This is a genomic window from Lunatimonas sp., from assembly GCF_020832325.1.
Taxonomy (GTDB): domain Bacteria; phylum Bacteroidota; class Bacteroidia; order Cytophagales; family Cyclobacteriaceae; genus Lunatimonas.
In genome coordinates, this window is sequence record NZ_JAFIEU010000008.1 from 82,320 (window position 1) to 104,714 (window position 22,395).

At 47.8% G+C, this 22,395-nt stretch carries 12 protein-coding genes; 6 read left to right on the plus strand and 6 right to left on the minus strand.

The annotated features are described in order from the left end of the window. Positions 1-52: 52 nt before the first annotated feature. Complete coding sequence (gene dnaE / locus JJU34_RS02400; protein WP_228690723.1) at positions 53-4,339, minus strand: DNA polymerase III subunit alpha; 4,287 nt, start codon at positions 4,337-4,339, stop codon at positions 53-55. Positions 4,340-4,478: 139 nt separating this feature from the next. Beyond that, a complete protein-coding gene (locus JJU34_RS02405) occupies positions 4,479-6,158 on the minus strand; it encodes a metallophosphoesterase family protein (protein ID WP_228690724.1) in 1,680 nt (559 codons plus the stop codon). A gap of 303 nt (positions 6,159-6,461) precedes the next feature. On the opposite strand from JJU34_RS02405, the gene JJU34_RS02410 reads away from it, so the two are divergent. The 4 genes from JJU34_RS02410 to JJU34_RS02425 all read left to right on the plus strand — a co-directional run bounded on the left by JJU34_RS02410 (position 6,462) and on the right by JJU34_RS02425 (position 13,589). Further along, complete coding sequence (locus JJU34_RS02410) at positions 6,462-6,683, plus strand: hypothetical protein (protein ID WP_228690725.1); 222 nt, start codon at positions 6,462-6,464, stop codon at positions 6,681-6,683. Positions 6,684-6,886: 203 nt separating this feature from the next. Continuing rightward, on the plus strand, positions 6,887-10,291 hold the full coding sequence (locus tag JJU34_RS02415; protein WP_228690726.1) for a SusC/RagA family TonB-linked outer membrane protein: 3,405 nt from the start codon (positions 6,887-6,889) through the stop codon (positions 10,289-10,291). A 38-nt stretch (positions 10,292-10,329) separates the two neighbouring features. Continuing rightward, a complete protein-coding gene (locus JJU34_RS02420; RefSeq protein ID WP_228690727.1) occupies positions 10,330-12,018 on the plus strand; it encodes a SusD/RagB family nutrient-binding outer membrane lipoprotein in 1,689 nt (562 codons plus the stop codon). A 197-nt stretch (positions 12,019-12,215) separates the two neighbouring features. Beyond that, positions 12,216-13,589, plus strand: a complete 1,374-nt coding sequence (locus tag JJU34_RS02425; protein WP_228690728.1) for a metallophosphoesterase family protein — start codon at positions 12,216-12,218, stop codon at positions 13,587-13,589. Between the two features lie 52 nt (positions 13,590-13,641). Here JJU34_RS02425 and JJU34_RS02430 read toward each other — a convergent pair whose 3' ends face one another. The 4 genes from JJU34_RS02430 to JJU34_RS02445 all read right to left on the minus strand — a co-directional run bounded on the left by JJU34_RS02430 (position 13,642) and on the right by JJU34_RS02445 (position 18,413). Beyond that, the gene (locus JJU34_RS02430; protein WP_228690729.1) at positions 13,642-14,940 is read right to left on the minus strand and encodes a hypothetical protein; all 1,299 of its coding nucleotides are present in this window, start codon (positions 14,938-14,940) and stop codon (positions 13,642-13,644) included. Positions 14,941-15,079: 139 nt separating this feature from the next. Further along, positions 15,080-16,243: a DNA-binding transcriptional regulator gene (locus JJU34_RS02435; protein WP_228690730.1), complete on the minus strand. Its 1,164-nt coding sequence runs from the start codon at positions 16,241-16,243 to the stop codon at positions 15,080-15,082. Between the two features lie 11 nt (positions 16,244-16,254). Then, positions 16,255-17,505: an MFS transporter gene (locus JJU34_RS02440; protein ID WP_228690731.1), complete on the minus strand. Its 1,251-nt coding sequence runs from the start codon at positions 17,503-17,505 to the stop codon at positions 16,255-16,257. 32 nt (positions 17,506-17,537) lie between these two features. Continuing rightward, positions 17,538-18,413, minus strand: coding sequence for an ROK family protein (locus JJU34_RS02445; protein ID WP_228690732.1), 876 nt, complete (start codon positions 18,411-18,413; stop codon positions 17,538-17,540). A gap of 310 nt (positions 18,414-18,723) precedes the next feature. Here JJU34_RS02445 and JJU34_RS02450 point away from each other — a divergent pair, with 310 nt between their 5' ends. After that, positions 18,724-20,889 carry a hypothetical protein gene (locus tag JJU34_RS02450; protein WP_228690733.1) on the plus strand — a complete coding sequence of 722 codons (2,166 nt, stop codon included), beginning with the start codon at positions 18,724-18,726 and terminating at the stop codon, positions 20,887-20,889. Between the two features lie 96 nt (positions 20,890-20,985). Then, on the plus strand, positions 20,986-22,395 hold the full coding sequence (locus JJU34_RS02455) for an alkaline phosphatase (RefSeq protein ID WP_228690734.1): 1,410 nt from the start codon (positions 20,986-20,988) through the stop codon (positions 22,393-22,395).

Below are 22,395 nucleotides of genomic sequence, written 5' to 3' on the forward strand. Positions count from 1 at the left end.
TAAATAAGTAAAACCCATCTTATGTCAATTAGTTCCTAAAGGCCTTTATTTTTTACAGGATCTTGTAGGCAAGCTCGGGAATGGATCTTAACGCCTCGATCATTTCGTTAGAAGGATCCACCGTGAATTTTTTGGACATGAGGTCTAGTGCGATCTTCTCTTGGTCGTCGATGATGTTGATATAGAGTTTGGCAGATCCTTGGTATTTTTGAGTGATTTGCTCCAACTTCTCCATGAGGTCGTAGGTGAGGTCATCCAGGGCAATATGTACCCGTATCCCTTTGATCATCTTTTCCCGTAGCTCATTCAGTAGGGAAATATTGTTGATCTTAAATTCTACTTCGGTGGGTTTGTATTTGTTTGGATAGATGTTTCCGGTAAGGTAAAGGAACCATCCGGTCATGAAGTACTCCTTGTACCTCACATAGTCATCACCAAAAATAAAAAAGGTATGGCCACCATGGTAATCCTCCAAGGTTAACGTGCCGAAGGGCTTACCGGTCTTGGTGGTTCGGTGGGCAAACGAGGTAACGGCTCCAGCGATTTTGACTTCGCCCCGCGACTTGATGCTTTCGAGGTTAGCCAATTCGGGCAGGTGGGTGTTCGTAAAGGCTTCTATTTCAATCTTAAATTGATCCAATGGATGCCCAGAAATATAAAGCCCTACCACTTCCTTCTCGATATTGAGCTCTTGGAGTTGGCTGAAAGGTTCCATCTGTGGCACATTTGGGAGAGGTATGGCCATGCCGGAACTGCCGCCGAACAGTGACACCTGCGAGCTTTCCTCTTCCTGAATGACTTTTTGCGCATATTTGATTGCTTTCTCGATCAGAGGGAGTTCGCCTTCAGCAGCCTCCAAATATTGCCTTCGGTGATATTCCCTAAAGCAATCAAACCCTCCGGCCATTGCCAGGACTTCCAATGTCTTCTTGTTTACTGCCCTCAGGTTCACCCGCTTTACAAAGTCAAAGAAGTCTTTGTAGGTGCCGGTCTTGGTACGTTCTTCAATAATGGCATTGACTGCCGCACCTCCGGCACCTTTGATAGCGGCCAGGCCGAAGCGAACTTGGCCTTCCATGTTTACGGTAAATCCATTGTTGGACTCATTGACGTCCGGGCCCAATACCTCTATATTCATGCGCTTACACTCTTCCATGAAAAACGTAACCTGGGTGAGGTCGTTCATATTATTGCTAAGTACGGAGGCCATGTACTCTGCGGGGTAATGCGCCTTTAGGTAGGCGGTTTGATACGCTATCCATGCATAACAGGTAGAATGGGATTTGTTAAAGGCATAGGAGGCGAAAGCTTCCCAGTCTTTCCAAATTTTCTCCAATTTGATCTTGTCGTGTCCTTTTGATCCAGCCTGTTCGATGAATTTGGGTTTCATCTTATCCAGTACGTCCTTTTGCTTCTTGCCCATGGCCTTCCGGAGCACATCTGCTTCACCTTTGGTGAACCCTGCCAGCTTCTGGGAAAGCAACATCACCTGTTCTTGGTAAACGGTGATGCCGTACGTCTCCTTCAGATACTCCTCCATGTCGTCGAGGTCGTACGTAATGGGTTCTAGACCGTGTTTTCGGGCGATAAATTTCGGGATATATTCCAGTGGTCCGGGCCGGTACAAGGCGTTCATCGCAATGAGATCCGCAAATACCGTTGGTTTTAGTTCCCGCATGTATTTCTGCATGCCAGGAGATTCATATTGAAAGATTCCCACTGTCTCGCCCCGTTGAAACAGTTCGTAGGTTTTTTCGTCGTCTATGGGGAACGCTTCAGGATCTAACTTAATGCCGTGCCTCTCTTCCACAATTTTTACAGCATCCTTGATCAAGGTGAGGGTTTTCAACCCCAAAAAGTCCATTTTCAGAAGGCCTGCACTCTCCACCACGGAGTTGTCAAATTGCGTGCAAACCATCTCCGAATCCTTGGCCAGTGCCACAGGTACATAGTTGGTGATGTCCGCTGGGGTGATGATGACCCCGCAGGCATGGATTCCTGTGTTTCTTACAGATCCTTCTAGGATCTTGGCTTGATTTACCGTCTTGGAGTTGTCGTCTTGCCCCTTCGAGATACGTACCAGTTCCATGGCACGCTGGATGTTTTCGTTGTTGTTCTTTAGCTTGTCCGAAAGTTTGGCGTGGTCTTTTGCTAGGTCAAACAGCGCTTTTAGCTTCAGGTCGGGCACTAGCTTGGCCAGGCGGTCAGCCTCTGAAAGCGGCAGGTTGAGTACCCTCGCAGTGTCCCTGATCGCCGATTTGGCTGCCATGGTGCCGTAGGTGATGATTTGGGCCACTTGGTTGGCACCGTACTTCTTGATCACATAGTCGATCACTCGCTGTCGCCCCTCGTCGTCAAAATCAATGTCAATATCTGGGAGGGAAACCCGGTCTGGATTTAGAAATCTCTCAAATAGTAGGTCATAGGCGATGGGATCCATGTTGGTGATACCGACGCAATAGGCTACAGCGGAGCCCGCAGCGGATCCCCTTCCCGGTCCCACCGATACGCCCATATCCCTAGCGGCACGGGTGAAATCCTGCACAATCAAAAAATAGCCCGGATAACCGGTGCGCTCGATGGTTTCTAACTCAAAGTCTAGACGCTCTTGGATCTCCGGTGTGATTTCTGGATATCGTTTTTTGGCGCCGACGTAAGTTAGGTGCCTGAGGTAGGCATTTTCACCCCTTTTCCCTCCATCTAAGGCATCTTCTGGGTGGATAAACTCTTCGGGAATGTCAAATTTGGGCAGCAATACTTCCCTTGCCAGCTTATAGGCTTCGATGCTTTCTGCGATGTGGTGGGTGCAGGTAATGGCTTCCGGTAGGTCAGCAAAAAGTTTCTTCATTTCGTCCGGAGACTTGACGTAAAACTCCTCGTTGGGAAATCCGTAGCGGAACTCCCGCCCCCGCCTCCCAATATATTTCTTGGGTTTTTCTACCAATTCGCCGTCTTTAACGCAAAGAAGAATATCGTGCGCATTGGCATCCGATTTATAGCTATAGTATGCATTGTTAGCAGCGAAGTACTTTACGTCGTGCTTGCGTGCAAACTCCAAGAGCACTTCGTTAACCTTTTCTTCTTCAGGTATTCCATGCCGATTCAGCTCCACATAAAAATCGTCGCCAAACGTTTCTTTCCACCACAAAAAGGCTTCCTCGGCCTGTGATTCACCCACATTGAGAATCAAAAAGGGGATTTCTCCCCAGAGTCCTCCGGTGGTTGCGATCAGGTTGTCTTTGTAGGTCAGGAGCAGTTCCTTATCAATTCGGGGTACATAGTAGAAGCCTTCAATGTTTGCATAGGAGGCCAGCTTGGCCAGGTTGTGGTAGCCGGCTTTGTTTTTGGCCAGCAAAACGGTTTGGAAACCATCGTCTTTGGTGCTTTTGTTTTTTCGGTCCCGGCAGATGTTAAATTCGCAGCCTAGGATCGGCTTGATATCGTTTGCAAGGGCTTCCTTCACAAAGTTGAAAGCCCCCATCATATTGCCGTGATCAGTCATAGCGATCGCAGGCATACCCTGTTCCTTGGCTATTCGGATCAGAGTGGGTATTTCTGAGGTAGCCTGAAGGATGGAGAATTGGGTGTGTACGTGCAGGTGAACAAAGGGGACATCCCGAAGGTCGGCGATATCTGCTTTTCCCGCCGCTTTCAAGACATCTTTGGCTGCGGCTTTTTGTTCGTCCACGGCCACATCAAAGTTCGCTGCATCCAGATTGGGTGCTTCGTAAGTAACCTCCGAAATTTTTAAACCTTCCTCTGGGGCAATCACTCCGGCGCTAATTAGGCCAAAAAAACATTTGGCCGTAGCATCCACGTCGTAGGCAGCATCGTGCGCAGCATCAAAGCCCACACCAAATAGTTTTTGATGAAGTTCGGTCAAGGTGGGCCACTTGTATTTTCCTCCCTTGCCACCCGGTATGGCGCAAAAATCGGTAGAAAGGTCTTTGGTATCTAGTGTTTTTTTGGAAAGGAAATCGGTAGTGATTTCTTTTCGTAAAAATTCTGCACCGGTTACGTTGATGTCAAATTCCACATTGTGTCCGACCAGGTAGGTAGTCTTTGCGAGATCTTCCTGAAACAGTGCCAAGACGTCTGCCAGTGGCTTACCCTCCTCGTTGGCACGCTTTGTGGAGATCCCATGGATTTTTTCGGCGTTATAGGGAATTGTAAAGCCCTCCGGCTTTACGATGTGATTGTGTTGGGAAAGGAGCTTGCCCTTGGCGTCGTGCAGCTGCCAAGCAAGTTGAACCAACCTAGGCCAATTGTCTAGATCAGTGATGGGGGCATTAAAATTTCTGGGTAATCCGGTGGTTTCGGTATCAAAGACAATATACATGCAGATCTCCTGGTTTTTTGGAGATCTAAGTTAACGCTAATCTTTTTGTTCTGCCAATGCAGGGTAGGAAATCATGTCCATTAAAAATTCAGGGGACGTGAGAGTGTCCCCTGAATGATCGAATCGTGTCGCAAATGGGCTAGTCTTTTGTTAAGGTAAACTGATCCCTGATGTTGCCGCTTAGGTCGTAGACGGTATAGCGTACGTTTCTACCATCAATTTCCATGTACTGGTACAGAAATTCGGCGGCAAATTGAACCTCCGCATAGCTCCCTTTTTCGGCTTCTTTATTTTTCCCCTTGGTGCCGATGGAGATCACATACCGGGTACCCTTCTTAGGGTTGGTACTTGCTTCACTGTTTATCAGGGGTTTGGAGCGCATGTAGTAATGAAAATGCCCACCCATAACCATGTCTACCTCGTATTGATCAAAGAGGGGTACCCACTGCGAAATAATGTCCTCGTAGGGTTCTACGGCATTGTATGGAGGGAAGTGGGTAACCACGAATTTCCAGTCGGCGGGATTGTCTTTTAGTACCTGCTCCATCCACCCGCTCTGCTTGGACAAGGGCAGCGTGGCATCCAACATGATGTAAAGCGCATTATGGTAGGTGAAATAGTAGGACCTTCCACTGGGTAATTCCGCCGGTCCGTTTTCGGGATAGCTAAACATGTCCTCAAACATCCAAGCACCCAAGCCATCCTGACTGTCGTGGTTACCAGGCACCGTCATTAGCGGTCGGCGGGCAATGGTTTTTCCTGCATAGCCGAAAAGTTGATCCCAATCGTCGCGGTGCAGGCCAGTGTTTACCAAGTCACCGGCAATGATGTAAAACCGGTTGTCTTTATGGCGTTGGTCCGCCTGGTGGATTAAATCTCCCCACTGATCGGTATTGTGTACATCGCCAAACCACACAAAGGAGAACGGAGCGTTCTTTTCGTCCGAGGTCTGGAAATTTTCTGGGTTTGTCCAACTCGTTTCTGGGCTGCCTACTTGGTACATATAGCGAGTGGCAGGTTGTAGGTTTTGGATCTTGGCGGTAAATCGGTGGATGTACCGGTCGTTTTCGAGTAATCGGTCTTCCATGAGCGCAGCTTCCGCAGTTTGGGTAAGCGTGTCTGTGGAACCTTCTTTCCAATACCGGACGCCGCTAGCTTCCACCGAAGCATGGGTCCGCCACTGAATGTCGATGGAGTTTCGAGGATTTCCGCTCCAAGTTAGCGTGACTTGATCTGGAACGGTGGAGGAAGGGAAATCTGTAGCCCGAAAGGCACCAATTAGGTGGGCTTCACGCGCCCTACCGCGAATAGTGGTCAACATGGGCTTTCCTTTCATTTCCTGCGGCACCTCGGTCAGGGTAAGTCCGCTCCAGTCGTGGTAGGTAAATGCGCCCACATCAAGCGTCTCAATGTGTTGGTTTTCAGGGAATACTGGCTCGATTTCCAATTGATCGGATACATTTTTGGGGGCCAAGCTGATAAAATATACGGGCCGATGTTTATCAAAACCGTTGATACCCAGGTTGATTTCGCCTTTTGGAAAGTCTTTTTGCCAAACTTCGTAGGTTGAGTGGGTATTTTTCACACGCATTTCGGTGCGGGTAAATCCAGATTCCTCTAGCCAAAAGGGAATGGTTTTTTGATCCGAATCACGCATCAGGGAAACGGTAACGGGTACATTGACACGTAGCACCCAATATTGGGTAGCCATCACCTGTTTTTCATCATCAGTCAGGTAGGACCGAATAAAGGACTCGCTGATGGTGTCTAAGGTGGGTTTTTCAAATTGCTCGTAAAAACGGCTAACCAGATCGTCCATCGTTTCGGATAGGGTTTTCGAACTGGTTGGGGAATGTTTCCTATTTGCGCAGGAACCGAGAACAACGATTAGAACGCCCAGTAGGAGCTGCTTTTTAAACATGATAGGCTTTTTTGTGACTTGTGAACATTTCTATATAAAGCTACTGCAATCCGTCAAAAATGGGCTAGCAGTCTATTTGGTAAATGACCTCATGCCAAGGCAATCATGATGTTAGGATAATCTTGGGGAAACAAAAAAACAACAAATGGGAAGTAGCCTCTTTTTTACCCTTTCATGTATATAGGTTCGGAGGGTGACTCAATGAAAAAGACAACATCAGATGCTTTGATTCAAAAGCTGGTTAAAGGAAAAATTTCCCGAGAGGAATTTGAACAGCTGTTGCTTGCCCTCGAAGACGAGGAACAGGCGGTTTTTCTCGAAAACAGTATGCGGGACCATTTCAATGCTGTAATGGATAAATACGAGAAGGAGCAAAAAGCAGTTTCCGGTAAGGAAAACAGTCCGGATAAAAGTATGAATTAAGCGAATAGAAATCAATAGAAGGAGTGCAATAACTAGTAAGAAAAAAAGGATAGAAATTAGCCAGAAAAATAAAAGTCACTATTACCAAAGTATCAGCATCCGGGGAGCGAATTGGCCGGATGCGATTTGCAATCGGTTTGGAAACCTGCTTTCCAATGGGAATAAACCTAAGATTACTCTAAAACATAACAAATCTAAAACAAATGAAAAAACACCGTACAAACAAAATGTTCAAGTGGATGGTACCACTGCTGTCGTTTGGCTTGTGCTATGGATCGCCCTATGCGTCCATGGCTGCTACGACAAATGCCGGGGCAGGTGCCTTGGATAACGTCACATTGGCAGAAGAGGCTCCTGAGGCCGTTGCCGTCACTGTAAGAGGCAAAGTTACTGCAAAGGGAGACAATATGGGCCTTCCTGGCGTAACCATCGTCGAAAAAGGAACCAATAATGGAGCGGTCACCGATATCGAAGGTGCTTATTCGATCGACGTAGCTGGCGAGAATTCCGTTCTGGTATTTTCTTACGTGGGTTTTGACACCCAAGAGGTTCGTGTTGGCAATCAATCTACCATCAATATTTCGCTCGCCGAATCCATGTCTTCCATGTCTGAAGTAGTAGTTACTGCCTTGGGTATAGAGCGAGAGAAGCGATCACTGGGCTATGCAGTGGCAGAAGTAAAGGGCGATGATGTCCGAAACGTAACCCAAGAAAATGCCATCAACGCACTGGCTGGCCGTGTAGCTGGTGTAACGATCAACCAAACCAGCGGGGTAGGTTCTTCCTCCTCAATCATTATCCGGGGTGCTACATCCCTTACCAGCGACAATCAGCCGTTATTCGTGATTGATGGAGTTCCAGTGGCAAACAGCCTCAGCAATATGCGGGGCATGGGTGGTCGAAACGAGGTCGATTATGGTAACCAGATTTCCGACCTTAACCCCGACGATATCGAGAGCATCTCCGTATTGAAGGGTCCGAGTGCAGCAGCCTTGTATGGTACCCGTGCCGGTAATGGTGTGGTGTTGATCACTACCAAAAAAGGTAAAAAGGGAGAGCGAATGACGGTTAATTTCTCGTCTTCCAACGTATTTGAAACGCCTGTTAGGTATTTGGACTTCCACTACAAATTCTCCAATGGAAACCGTGTTGGGTTGTTGGATGAGCGTTCTGCTTATTGGACTGGCATTCCGTTGGATCAAGGAATTATGGCAGTACAGTGGAATAGCCCTGTGGATGCAAACGGTAACCGAGTACCCATGGAGATGAGGTCTTATCCGGATAACATGAAAAATTTCTTGGAGACGGGAATAACCTCTACAAACTCGCTTGCGATTACCGGGTCTACTGATCGTACTACCTACAAGCTGGGATACACCAACATGTCGCACAACGGTATGATCCCAAATTCGGATTTGTTTCGACACAACCTGAATTTCTCCGTAGGATTTGATATTTCTGAGAAGTTGAGATTCTCCACCGATGTAAACTTGTCCAAATCTTTGTCAAATGACCGTCCATCTACAGGTAACCGTGGTGCCAATGCGGCAGAATCGGTATACGATTGGTCTCACGTGAACATTGCAGATATGCGTGATTACTGGCTGCCCGGTCAGGAGGAATTCCAGCAGAGAGCCCCTGCTGACAACATGGATAATCCCTACTTCATCGCTTACGGAATCAATAACGCATTCGTAAGGGACAGGGTATTTGGCAACGTGAAGTTGGACTACAAATGGAGCGAAAATCTGAATTCTCATATTCGTATGAGCTACGATACCTACGCAGAAAACAGGGAGACCAAGATTCCTTACTCGTATACACAAGAGCGTAGAGGTGCGTATCACTTGCAGGATATCGCACAGGCGGAATCCAACATTGAATTCCTCACCACCTATAACAAGTCTGTTGGTGAATTTAACTTCTCTGTATCTGGAGGTGCCAATGCCATGAACCAAAATTTCCGTGATAACTACATGGGAAGCCGTGGAGGTGTGGGTCTGGTAGTTCCTGGATTATACCGAATCAGCAACATTCCTCAAGATGGCATTGCCTATTCCAACTTTGCTTCTAGAAGAGCGATCTACAGTGTGTTTGGATTGGCTTCCATTGGATTTAAGGACCAACTGTACTTGGATTTGACTGCCAGAAATGACTGGTCCAGTACCCTTCCTGCGGCAAATCGTTCTTACTTCTATCCCTCGGCGTCTTTGAGCTGGATGGCAAACTATACCTTTAACCTTCCTCAGGAAGTTTCCATGTTGAAATTCAGAGCAGGTATTGCCCAGGTAGGTAACGACACCAGCCCATATGCGCTGTCACCTGTTTTGGGAACTGGAAATTGGGGTAACTTGGTATTTAATACTTTCCCCGGAAACCTCCTCAATCCAAACCTACGACCTGAGATCAATACTTCTCAAGAGTATGGTATGGACTTGAATTTGTTCAACGACCGGTTGAGATTCGAAGGAACCTATTTCTATCAGGAAAACAGAAACCAGATTTTGAACGTACAGGGACCTTCTTCATCTGGATTCCCTACCCGTCAAATCAACGCCGGTATGATCTCCAGCCGTGGTTGGGAAGTTATGTTGGGCGGCACACCAATCCAACGGGCTAACGGACTATCCCTTGATGTAAATGTGAACTTCACCCGAATGAGGACTCGATTGGAGAGCCTGACAGACGGTATGGACTTTATCACCCTTTGGGATGATAACAACGGTGGTGCGCAGACCTTTGTCGGCGAAGACATCGGAAACCTGTACAGTAGAGGATTCCGGTTTGTGGAAGATCCCAATTCTGAATACTACAGATGGCCAATTTTGACCAATACTACCGGTACTTGGCAGCCTGACAACCGTAGAGAGGCACGGGTAAAAGTGGGTAACTTCAACCCGGACTTTATCATGGGTATGCAGACTGGTCTGCGGTACAAGAAGTGGAATTTGCAAGCCAGCTTTGACTGGAGAATGGGTGGTCAGTTCCAGTCCTTTACCTACCGATACGGTGGTTCCAACTGGAAATCCCAATTGCAGATCGACAACTTGATTCCAGGTGGATTGTATTCAACGGATGAATTGGTGGCCTTGCTGAAATCCGATCCAGAGAAATACATCATTCCACAAAACGGCAACTTCCCACGCGTGGGTGGCTATACCCAAGAAATGGGTGGATTTCCCAACCCTCTGGGCAATGGCGTAGCATATGATGGTGTATTTATCCCAGGTGTAATCGAAGTGGCGCCAGGGGAATACATTGAGCACTTGGGTGGTGAAGGAACCTTTATCCGACCTGCTTCTAACCAATTCGCTTGGTCTTACAACCAGCAGGTGACGTATGATGCTTCCTTTATCAAATTGAGGGAGCTCTCAATAGGATACGATCTACCTACCTTCAAAGGCATCCGTAGTGCTAACGTATCTGTCTTCACCCGAAACGTGATCCTTTGGACTGCAGCTAATATTGGTATCGACCCAGAGCGGGCGTTCCAAATCACCGGTGGCCGTCAAGGCGATACAGCGAACGTTTTCCGTCAGGGAATCGAGTTGCAGAATGTGATGCCTTGGACCATGCCGTTTGGATTTAAGTTAAACATGACGTTTTAATTGACCTTGGTTAACTAAACACTAAAAATTGAGAGAAGATGAAAATAGTTAGTTCATTTTATAAGTTCATGTTCGCATTCGTGCTGCTGGCAGCCGTTTCGTGTGACAGCCTGGACGAGATCAACGACAATCCCAATGGGATTTCGCCAACCTCAGCCAACCCCAATTTGCTATTGCCTGCTGTGATGAGACAGGCGGCATTGAACATCAATAACATGGGGTACGGAGACCTAGCCGGTACCGTGCAGCATACCCAGAAAGATGGCTGGTTTACCGGTCACAATCAGTATGAATGGGGACTTCAGGACTGGAACGGATGGTACGATATGCTTCGCAACAACCGGTTTCTAATGGAGCGTGCGGAAGCGACTGGTTTGGATTTCCACCGTGGCATCGCACTGACCATGAAGTCCTTCTTATTCGGAACGATCACCGATCTGTGGGGTGACGCACCCTACACCATGGCCCTTCGCGGAGATCAGCCGGGACTTGAAAACGAGTTTCCAGCATACGATAGCCAAGAAGTGATTTACGATGGCGTAATCAACGACCTGAAGGCAGCAGCACAAATTTTCGCTACGGGAAGCAACTCGGGTATCATCCCTCAGTACGATCTGTACTTTGGTGGCAATGCGCAGCGTTGGCATAAGTTTACGAACTCGCTGTTGCTCAGGTATTATATGAGGTTGCAGGCCAAGAAGCCGGACTTTGCCCGAGCAGGTATTGAGGAAGTATACAGAACTGGAATTTTCTTATCTGCCGCTGACGATGATGTCACGATGAATTACATCGGAGCTTCTGCGGGAGATTCCTGGCCAAGCGCCACGGATTTTGATGCAGGCTCAAACTTCCGAAGGATCAAACCTACCACTACCCTGATTGACCGAATGTTGGAGATTAACGATCCTCGGATACCTGTGTGGTTTAGACCTGTACATTGCCAGTGGATTGAAGACCCGACGTTGACTACTGCGATTGATCCGTTTATTCGCGAAAATGGCGTAATCCTAAATGGAAGGGTTTCGTTTAACGATGCAGAGTATGTACAGCGAATTGCAGCCGGTAATGTGTATACCAGACATTATAACCCTGCTTTGCTGGGCCGTCAGCTGGATACTGGCAGGTACGTAGGGGTTCCTCCCGCATTGGAAAACCCCAGTGCGCATAATCTGAATCCAACGGAAGGACAGCAATTGGAAAATCAGCACGTTTCCCAGCTTTCTGACCACTATAGGCGCAGAAGTGGCGGCATCCTGAGAGCACGGATCATTTCTGCTGCAGAAGTACACTTTATTCTAGCCGAAGCTGCACAGCGTGGCTGGAACGTGGGTAATGCACAAACCCATTACAACAATGCGGTGAAATTTTCTCTGGAAACATGGGGTGTAGGTGGTAGCTACGAAGAATACATTGCGCGGCCTGGAGTCGCTTACAATGGAAGCTTGGAGCAAATCATCGAACAAAAGTGGATCGCGTCTTGGACTACGGCTTCCGAGTCTTGGTTTGATTTCCGCAGAACCGGATTACCTGCTTTGGTGCCTGGGGAGGCTTCTGCGGAGCCAGTGTTGCCCGTAAGGTTTACTTACGGTAACAATGAAATCAACTTCAATGCGAATAACGCCAATGCAGCCATCGGCAGGCTAGAGGTTACCTATGCTGCCGGTAGGGGTGCCAATAACCAATGGTCTAAGCCTTGGTTGATCCAAGGTACCGGCAAGCCTTGGTAAAAGTTGAGTTATTAAGTGTCATTTTTTACGCCCTGATTTTCACGAAAAATCAGGGCGTTTTTATTCAAACTTTCCTTAGGGATAATTTATAAAAAACGCTATTTGATATCACAACTTTCACGGCCGGGTAGTCGGTGAAGGCCCAATCGGCGTATACAAATAGGGTACTTTTTGCCTTATGTAAATTCCATACGAAAATGATATATTTCCTAAAGATGAATGAAGCGAAAAAGAAACGTTTTTGGCACTTGAACTACCTACTAATAGGCTGTATGATGCTGGGCATGTCAGTAAATGCACAGCAAGCCTTGGATGTGGATCAGGTAGAGGTACAACTGAGGGGATACCTGCCTTCTCCCATGCCTGATCGGGTGATCCTGAACCTGTCTGAATCCCCCCTGAACGTCCTAAATGTCAATTGGAGAACTTCGGTCGATCAGACAGAGGGAGTTTTGGAGTGGTCGGAGGCGACGCACTCTTCTTCCTTTTTTGAAACGATCCGTTCCCAGCAGGCAAAGAGCGAGTTTTTGTCGGTCCGTCACGAGACAAACTCCACTATAGAGGCGTATTACCATAGTGCCCAGATGACTGATCTGGTACCGGGCAAAGTCTATGTGTACCGGGTAGGAGCAGGAGACCATTGGAGCGAGTGGTTTCAGGTTAGCATCCCCGATCCGGAGAAGGAGGGCCTTTCGTTTTTGTATTTGGGAGACGCTCAAAATGGAGTTCGGGATCATTGGTCCAGGCTTATCCGCCAAGCATACAAGCATTTCCCGGATGCAGCTTTTTCCATTCATGCAGGCGACCTCATCAATCGACATAACGATGACTTTGAGTGGGGAGAGTGGTTTTATGCCGGTGGATTTATTCATGCAACTGTGCCCAGTATGATGACACCCGGCAACCATGAGTACGGCAAGGATGAATTGCTCTCACCACAATGGAGGCCGCAGTTTAACCTACCACTAAATGGCCCAAAAGGGCTGGAGGAAACCTGTTACCAGATTAACTATCCCAACCTAAAGCTCGTATCTCTGAATGCGGAAGAAATCGAGGAATCCCCTTATTTAAAGCATCAGCAAGTGATTTGGTTGGATTCAATTTTAGCCAACGACCCCAGGAAGTGGACCGTGGTTACGATCCACCACCCCTTTTATTCCACGAAGGCCAATAGGGACAATGCAGATCTACGAAAACATTTCAAGCCGATAATTGACAAATACCAGGTAGATCTGGTATTGCAGGGGCATGACCATGCGTATGGAAGGGGGATGATCGGACCCAGTCAACATGGGGGTATCGATGAGGTTAAAGCAGAAAAAGAAGGGACGGTATATGTGGTGTCCATGGCTGGGATCAAGATGTATGACGCCGAAGATTACCCTTGGATGGAGCGGAAGGCCTCTAAGACCCAAACCTACCAGGTTATCCATCTATCAAATGACAGCAAGCTGCAATTCGAAGCGTATACCATTCATGGGGAGCTCTACGATGCCTTTGAGTTGATCAAAGGACCGGATGGTCGGAACGAGTTGGTAAACCGCATACCGGACACACCGGAGTACGAGTAAAAGAAGGAGGCTGTCTCACCCGGGGAGACAGCCTCCTTTTAGTTTACTAAATTTAGTCTAACTCAAATCTTCGGTTCATGCCGGGCATTTCGCCGTGGGTGCTGATCGCAATCAGGGCCAGAATAGCTATGAACCCAATCACCCCCAAGAGGGCATAGGTCCATTTGACAGGAGCTATGGGACGGGGAGCAAAGGAAACGGATACTTTCGGCATAGCCCATAAGATGACCAGAAAATTGGCGATGTACAGAAACTGTTCTATCCGATAGAAACTCAGGAACGATCCGGTAATCAGGATGGTGTAGAGAATATACAAACCAAAATAGCCGACAAATACCTGTTTGATGCTCTCCCGTTCTATGGGGCTGGAAAGGTCGTTTTTGTGGCGGTTAAACTTTCTGATCCAAGTAACCGCAAGTGCCAAAAGCGCCAAAAATGCGACCCATTGGACCATTCGGAACAGGGACGCTGGATCTGCTACCTCTAGGCGTTCTAGGGTGGGGCTGAGGTCTTTCATGATGAAGGACTGTTGCCAAACAAAGAAGGGAATGAGCAGGACCAATCCGACCAATGGAATGAGCAGGTTGGAGTTTTTAAGGACCACTTTTTCTTCCTTGGGCCATTCCGAAGTGTAGGTTGCGTATGCCATGCCGGCTCCGCCAAAAAAACCCAGTGAATACTCCATCACGTTCCACATGTTGAAAGGTACTTGGGCTACGTTACCGAGGACCTGAAGGAAGTTGCCAAAAGCAAAGCCAAATCCCCCTCCAAGTCCTGCGAATACCGCTACCCGCATCGCGCTGTGTTGTCCGGTGCGAGCCAAGTAGTATAGAAGCGCAATCCCAATTCCTGCGCACACCCCCCAAGCCTCTGAACGCGGAGGTGTCATTTCTATGCCCAGTTGTTCGATGATGAAATAGTAGAAAATCACCCCGCCCACAGTCAGTTCAGTAATCACTTGGTGCCATTTCACTTTATTTTTTGTGGTATCTGCGAGGACCAATCCAAACAGGCCACCTCCGATAAAGCCGTAAAGCCCACCAATGACCAAGAGCATTAGTAGTCCATAATATACATTGACAAATTCGACTCCCCTTCCGTATCCGACTACTGCACCGTAACTCATCATACCTCCGAGTCCCCATCCTACGGCACCGGCAAACGCTGCTTTGATCGCCTTAGGGTACCAGTCTTTTCGGCCAGCGAGCAGCAGGATGGCCAAGCTTCCGATTCCTCCAGCCCAAGCAGCGCCCTGTTCGTGACCAAACTGCCCGCGAATGGCCCAGGCTGTGGCGAGTGCCATGCCTGCTAGGATAATAGCAAACCATGTATGCTTTGTCAATTGCTTCATATGTAGTGAGTTTTTTTGTAAAGGATATACCTGAGGCCGGCGGATCGTACTATCAAAAAATCAGGATAAGTTGGAAAAGAGTCCGTATTTTATAAAACTGGTTTCTACCGACGATGTATGCGGAAAGGGGGGGGTGGGGTTACTTGCCCGCTAGGTATTGTTTGCGGTATTCCACGGGGTTGCAGCCCTTTACCTGCTTAAACTGGCGGGCGATGTTTTTGCTGTCATTCAGGCCCAGATCCATGGCAATTTCGAAAACAGTCTGATCTGTCTCCAGTAGTTTTTGCGCAAACTTCTCAATGCGCAGGTTGGAAATATACTTGTAGATCGGAAATCCAGTGATCTGTAAAAAGCGCTTTTCCAGTGTTCTTCTGGAAAGGGGGACTTGTTTGACCACTTCGTCTACCTGTAGGTTTTTCTCAATGTTTTTGTGAATATATTTGAGCGTGGAAGCGATATGGTCATCGTTGGTAGCATAGATGTCCGTAGACTGACGGGTGATGATTTGGGTGGGTTTCACTACGATATCGTAATGACTCTCAAATCCGTTTTTGATCATATGATCCATCAGTTTGGCGGTGTCGTATCCTCCTTTTTCTACGTCCATGGCAATGCTGGATAGGGGAGGGTCAGACAGTTCACACAGCATGACGTCATTGTCTACCCCCAGTACCGCCACCTCTTCCGGAATCCGGATTTTGTTCTGCTTGCATGCTTCGGTAATGTGTAGTCCCTGATTGTCGTCACAGGTCATGAGTGCGATGGGCTTGGGTAGAGATACCAGCCATTTGCTTAGGGAATTGCTTTTGTAGTACCAAAGATCCGTGGATCGGGATTTTCGGTGTTCAAAGTAGTGTACTTTATAGCCTACCGAATTGATTTTTTCTTCGAAGCCTTCGGCCCGTTCTCTGGACCATACGATGTCATTGAAGCCATAGAAGGCAAAGTTTTTGAATCCTTTTTGGAGAAAATAAGAGGCCCCCATCAGTCCGGTTTCCCGGTAGGCCCCGGTGATGTTGGGCAGTTCTTTGAACCGTTCCTTGAAATCCTGAGCCACTACTGGAATCCTAGATTCTAGGATGAGTTTGATGTCCATGTCGTTGTAAAGCTGCCCAATGATTCCATCGGCCCCCCATTCTTTTGCCCAGTTGATAATGCCCTCTATGCCGATGGTTTCCCGATAATAGAGCGGCATACGGCAGTAGGTCCATGGGCCGTGTTCGGAGGAGTATTTCGATATCCCTTTCAATAAGCTTTTGCTGTATTCTTCCGCAAAGTCCAATAAAAGGATAATCTTATACATCGCGATGGGTTTTAGTTAAAGAGGTCTTTGAAACTCTTTACGGTCGCATTGGTCACCAGGGGTTTGGCCCATACTCCAATGCTGAGAATGTACCCCAATGTGATCAGGAGAAACAGCATGGCCACTTTCAAGCCTACCAGTTCAGCAATTCCGCCCACGATCAGAGGAACCACAGCACCACCTGCGATGCCGGTACAAAGGATTCCAGAGAAGGTACCGTGATGCTTGGCCACGGAATTAAGTGCCAGGGAAAAGATGATCGACCACATCACCGAAGCAAAGAAACCCACCAAGGGGAATGCGACAATCGCGACGGCGGTAGGCCCGAAAAGTCCCGCTAGCAGGGAAACGATGGCTCCGGAGGTAAATAGCATCAATACCCGCCGGCTGTCAAAGAATTTCAATAGCACCAACCCGAGCAAACAGCCTACTGTCAGTAGTCCCCAAAAATAGGAGATCACAGATGCGCCCACCGTAGAGGGATCTACTCCATGATAATCCTGTAGGAATTTGGAGGTCCAGTTGGCTACGCCCTGTTCGGTGCCTACGTAGGAGAAAATGCCCAAGAAAAACAAGATTACCATACGGTCACCCAAGAGCTCCTTGAGGGAGGATCCGGCATCGATTTTCTCATCCTCTTTCAGTTCCACGGTGGGAAATTTTGCCAAGAGGACAATGATCACCATGACAAAGGCGGTGACCGCAAATACCCAATAGAGAGAAACCCATTTGAGGTTTTCTGGGACCAGCCCATTTAGCAGGGTAATCAGTCCAGAAGTATTCTCCGTGTGCATATTGTTCACCAGGTAACTGTAGAGCCAAGGGCTTAGGAAACTAGCAGCACCAAAGGCCAACTGGCCCAATACCGAGTTGAAAGCAAAATGCTTATCACCTCCCGCGGTGCGTAGAAGTGGGTTGATTACTACCTGTAGCATGGCCATGCCAATTCCAATGATAAATAGGGAGCTGAGTGCAATGCCAAAGCTGGGGATTAGTGCAAAGAGGAGCGCACCTGCAAATGCCATGATAAATGCAGCCGCCAATACCTTTTTTTCGCGGTATTTTTCCACCAAAATCCCGGAGGGTATGGACATCACAGCATAGGCGACAAAGAAGGCAAAAGGAAGGAATCCGGCCAGCCCCAAGCTCAATGTAAAGCTATCGATGATGTCTGGGATGATGGGTCCCAAGATGTTTGTCAAAAATGAGATGACAAAAAAGATCAATAAAATCAGCGCAACTATAAGGTTATTTTTCTTCATTTGGAAGTACGTTTCGTTGGTGGGGATTGACATTACAGGCTATTGGATGGATTGACGATTGTGCCCGCATGTTCTAACGCTTGGTCCACCAGTGCCGCAGCACCTAAAAGCGCGATGTTTTCATTATTGGAGACGAGTATATTTAGCTTCTTGATGATTTCCGGATAAATGAAGTCCTTAAAACTTTCCTCCATGCTATCTTTGAAGAAGTGAAAGGCTTTGGCGAGGGATCCGCCGATGATGATGGCCTCCGGATCGTAGGTGTACAGCACTGCCTGCACGGCGGCTCCGAAATGGAGTCCAAACTCTCCCCACTGGGACAGAGCCTCTGGATTTCCAGCCTTAGCTGCCTTGTAGGCATCCAACGCAGTGGTATCGTAGAAGCTGCTGAAAAAATTACCACTGGCGTAATATTCAATATTTTTATCTTTGTAGGGAAGGAGGCCGATTTCACCGGCGCCACAGTTGATTCCGGTGTATAGCTTGTTGTCAATGATAATGCCTGAACCCAGACCGGTGCCTATAGACATGCCCACCATGTTGCTATACTGGGTTCCCAGTCCAAAGCGGTGTTCACCAATGGCAAAACAATTGACATCGTTGTTTACAAAAACCGGAATTTCAAATTCCTTTTCCAGTATAGCTTTGAGTTCTACCTTTTTCCAGGATGGGATGTTGGTCACATTGTAAACGATGCCGTTTTTCACATCCACAACAGAGGGTACCCCGATGCCAATCCCTTCCACTTTATGATCCATCAGCGGTCTGATGAAGTTGATCACTTGCTTCAAGGTGGAGGAAAGGCTGTCTTTGTCCTTTAAAAGAGCCTTTGTCTGGGAGATAATCTCTCCGTTCTTTTCGATCCCCACTTGGATTTTTGTTCCTCCTAAGTCAATGCCTATATTCATTTTTTTACTCTCTGTAGGTTGAATGTTGTAAAAAGTTTTTTCTTATTTAGTGCCGTGGCCGCCTACTGTTTTCTGCGAAGATCGCTTTTTTTATCCACATATAGGGCTATTTCGTTTCGGAAGCACTTGGTGGATCGGCTCATTTGGTTTTCTCTTTATACGTGGAAATAGGCATTTGGGCTATTTCCCTGTGTACAATTTTGCGGATAGCCCGTATCGTCCTTTTTCCGTAATACATGCCGTTACCCGGCAACTTATGACCGGCGTTGGTTAAAAAATCAGCTTACAATATACTGGAATATATTTTATTATGGTAAAAAATCGTGTTTTTCACTTCCTGGTGTCCGTAGCATTTGCTTTATGCAGTACTCAGATGTATGCACAGGGAGATTCCTTTATTCAAACTATCTCGGCGAAGTATAGTGTGCAGGACAAGAGACTTCTACCCAATTTTTCTAAAACGGTGATCGACTACGACGATCAGGTGTTTGTGTTGAGTGATCAGGGAGTTTATTTTCTTTTTGAGGGTCAACTGATACCCGACAATAGGTACAGCTCCCTAGCTGGAAAAACACCCTTGGATCTCACCATTCAGGAGGATACAGGCTACCTCTATTATCTGTACGAAGACCGGTTTCTCAGCAATGCCCGGGCAGGTAAGCCATTTGGTAGATTGCCGGAGCGGACCTATAGTCGGTTTGCCGTCAATGCAGATGGGAATGTACTGCTTACAGGTAGCGGCAAGGCTGCGCTGTTTCAGGACGGTCGATTGGTGGAGTTAGGGAAGGTATCCGGCCAGGTTCAGGAGGTCTATGTGCATAGGGGAGTCTTTTTTGTGCAGGCAGGCGACAAGGTGTTTCGGGTAAATGGGAACAACCAATTGGAAGAGATCCTCGCAGTGAAGGGACTTCAAGCCCTCGCCTTTCGGGGAGCTGAAGTTATCGCGGGAACCTCTACAGGTTATGCGGTCTTTTCATTAAGTAATCGGACCCAATTGGTTCCTTGGCAGGAAAACTTGCCCGTTCCGGATGTGAAGTATCTTTCGGTAAGTAGCGAAATGGTCTGGGCAGGAACAGATCAGGGAGCCTTTAGGCGTCTTCCCGATGGGAATTTCCGCTATTACGCGTCCAAGCGTTGGTTGATGGAGGATGAAGTGATGGATATGGCATTTGATTCGAAAGGAGATGCTTATTTACTCACTAAAAGCGGGATCAATCACCTGATATTTAAAGAAATGACCTTGGCCGAAAAGGCGGACCACTTCGAGTCAAAGATTAGACAACGGCATATACGCTTTGGATTTTCTACCGAAACGCGTGTAAAGGATCCTGAAAATCTGGGAAAATCGGTTCTGGTGGATGATGACAACGACGGGCTTTGGACCTCTTTTTATTTGGGCAGTATGGCCTTTAAGTATGCCGTTACGCAAGACAGCAAAGCGCAGCGGTATGCCTGGGAGTCCTTTGAGGCATTTGAGCGGCTGCTTTCCATCAATCAATTGCAGGGATTTCCATCCCGCACCTTCGAGCGTGCCGGTTTCAAGGTTTCTGGCCCCACCAAATGGCGGGAATCTCCGGATGAAGGCTGGGAGTGGAAGGGGCATACCAGCAGTGATGAGTTTGTGGGATACATTTTTGTGGCGGCGGTGATGGACCAGTTTGTGGCAAAAACCGAAACCGAGCGCACCCGTGTGGCAGCCTTTATCGACGAGATACTGATGCATATGATTGACAATAATTATTATTTTGTAGATATTGACGGAAAACCTACACTTTGGGGCAGATGGAATCCGGAATACATCAATTCATACCCGGAAACAGTAGTTGATAGGAAGCTGGGAAGCACGACCCTCATTGCAGGATTGCAGTTGGGTTATGCGCTTACGGGAAAGGAGCTTTACCGGACAGAAGCATATAGGTTGATGGAAGAAGAAGGCTATTTGGAAAATATCAACATCGATCTATCTAGGATCCGGTCTACTCCTGACGTCTACTTCGAAGGCCACAATATGGGAGATGGGGGATGGAATCACTCGGACGATGAAATGGCTTTTCTGACCTACTGGGTGCTGTACCATTATGCCTTCAACGAGGAACTCCAAAAGGACTGGGAATGGGTGATTGAGAACCACTGGAGGATTGAGTTGCCGGAGAGAAACGCACTTTGGAGTTTGATCACATATGGCACGCAGGGTGCAATTGACCGCCCCTCGGTATTTTGGCATTTGGAGGGGTTTCCTTGGCAGTTGGTTAGGCATCAGGTGAAGAATTCTCACCGAAAAGACCTCAATTTCCTGGAGGAAAACTTCAGGGGACAAACCACCGATGTGTTGTTGCATGCCGATGAGCGGAGTATTGAGCGGCACAATGCCAATCCTTTTGACTTGGATTCTGGCAGGGGAGGCGCCACCGAGCTCACCGGAGACGAGTTTTTGCTTCCCTATTGGATGGGTAGGTACTTGGACGTAATTCCATAAAAGGTGGGAAGCTATTCATCATAAAATGATAACTTTAGGCGCTAGGCAGGATAGTGCCTCGATATTACCTTTGAAAAGCAATTGTATACAATAGATATGAAAAGACGGGATTTCTTTAGAAAAGGGGTATTTGCCTCGTTGGGCGCCACGGCATTGGGCGCAGGGTCTGCCTTTGCAGCACAAACGGAAGATGCCTTCCGAAAAACCGCCAAAAACGTGATTTTTTTGGTGAGCGATGGGATGAGCACCGGCACACTAAATATGGCAGATATTCTTTTGAAGCAAAAAGAAGGTCGAAAAAGCCGCTGGGTGGGCTCTTATCAGGGTAATATTCTGAAACGTGCCCTGATGGAGACGGCTTCTTCAAACTCGGTGGTAACGGATTCTGCGGCCGCCGGTAGTTCCTGGGGAGGAGGTATGCGTGTACCCAACGGGTCCCTGAACATCGGTGCAAACGGTGAGGAGCCGATTCCCATCCTGCAAAAATTCAAGGCTGCCGGCAAATCGGTGGGCTGCGTTACTTCGGTACAGATTACCCATGCCACACCGGCCTCATTTTGCGTCAACGAAAAGAGCCGTAATGCGATGCCCGTAATCGCGGAGAAATACCTTAAGCTGCGTTTCGATGTGATGTTGGGTGGGGGCGACGAGCTTTTCAATGGTGGTAAGCGTGAAGATAAAAAGGATTTATACAAAGATTTTCGGGCGGCGGGTTTTTCAGTAGCAAAAAACCGGGAAGAACTGATGAAGGTTCAAGGCAAGGGACCTTTGTTGGGGGTTTTTAGTGAGGGTGGTATGCCCTACGCCATCGATAGGGAAAATGATCCCGAGGTAAAGAAAGTGACTCCATCGATGGGAGAGATGGTCAAAAAGGCGATAGAAATCCTAAGCCAAAACCCGAATGGGTTTGCCATGCAGATTGAAGGTGGCAAAGTGGACTGGGCAGCTCATGGAAATGATGCGGCCGCGTTGTTGTACGATCAAATTGACTTTGACGAAGCCGTTGGCATCGCGTTGGACTTTGCAGCCAAGGATGGCGAAACGCTGGTGATTATGACCACCGACCACGGGAATGCCAATCCCGGGCTTTTTGACGGCGGTGTGAAAGGAAAGTTTGGAACGCTGTTTACTGCCACCCGATCCAACGAGTGGATCCTCAAGCAGTTGAATGGAGACAATACCCCGGATCAGGTGATTGACCTGATCAATTCCTACCAAGGAATTACCATCAAGCCGGAGGAAGCCATTGCCATACTAAAGAATTATCAAGTGGTGAATGACGAGGGGCTGTATGATACCGGCAAGATCCCGCTAAAGCTGTTTTCGGAGATTCAGATGCCCTATACAGGCATTGGCTGGGCAGGTACCGGCCACTCCTCCGATCACGTGGAGCTCGGTATGTTTGGTCCCGGCAGTGAGCACTTACCTGCATTTATCGAAAATTACAAACTGCACAACTTCATGTTGAATGCAGCGCATGTGCCGGCCATGGCCTACGCCTGGTAA

What these genes read in the sequence shown, in the direction of transcription:
- dnaE (WP_228690723.1), bottom strand. Translation starts at nt 4,339, where the DNA reads ATGTATATTGTCTTTGATACCGAAACCACCGGATTACCCAGAAATTTT.
- JJU34_RS02405 (WP_228690724.1), bottom strand. Translation starts at nt 6,158, where the DNA reads ATGGACGATCTGGTTAGCCGTTTTTACGAGCAATTTGAAAAACCCACC.
- JJU34_RS02410 (WP_228690725.1), top strand. Translation starts at nt 6,462, where the DNA reads ATGAAAAAGACAACATCAGATGCTTTGATTCAAAAGCTGGTTAAAGGA.
- JJU34_RS02415 (WP_228690726.1), top strand. Translation starts at nt 6,887, where the DNA reads ATGAAAAAACACCGTACAAACAAAATGTTCAAGTGGATGGTACCACTG.
- JJU34_RS02420 (WP_228690727.1), top strand. Translation starts at nt 10,330, where the DNA reads ATGAAAATAGTTAGTTCATTTTATAAGTTCATGTTCGCATTCGTGCTG.
- JJU34_RS02425 (WP_228690728.1), top strand. Translation starts at nt 12,216, where the DNA reads ATGATATATTTCCTAAAGATGAATGAAGCGAAAAAGAAACGTTTTTGG.
- JJU34_RS02430 (WP_228690729.1), bottom strand. Translation starts at nt 14,940, where the DNA reads ATGAAGCAATTGACAAAGCATACATGGTTTGCTATTATCCTAGCAGGC.
- JJU34_RS02435 (WP_228690730.1), bottom strand. Translation starts at nt 16,243, where the DNA reads ATGTATAAGATTATCCTTTTATTGGACTTTGCGGAAGAATACAGCAAA.
- JJU34_RS02440 (WP_228690731.1), bottom strand. Translation starts at nt 17,505, where the DNA reads ATGAAGAAAAATAACCTTATAGTTGCGCTGATTTTATTGATCTTTTTT.
- JJU34_RS02445 (WP_228690732.1), bottom strand. Translation starts at nt 18,413, where the DNA reads ATGAATATAGGCATTGACTTAGGAGGAACAAAAATCCAAGTGGGGATC.
- JJU34_RS02450 (WP_228690733.1), top strand. Translation starts at nt 18,724, where the DNA reads ATGGTAAAAAATCGTGTTTTTCACTTCCTGGTGTCCGTAGCATTTGCT.
- JJU34_RS02455 (WP_228690734.1), top strand. Translation starts at nt 20,986, where the DNA reads ATGAAAAGACGGGATTTCTTTAGAAAAGGGGTATTTGCCTCGTTGGGC.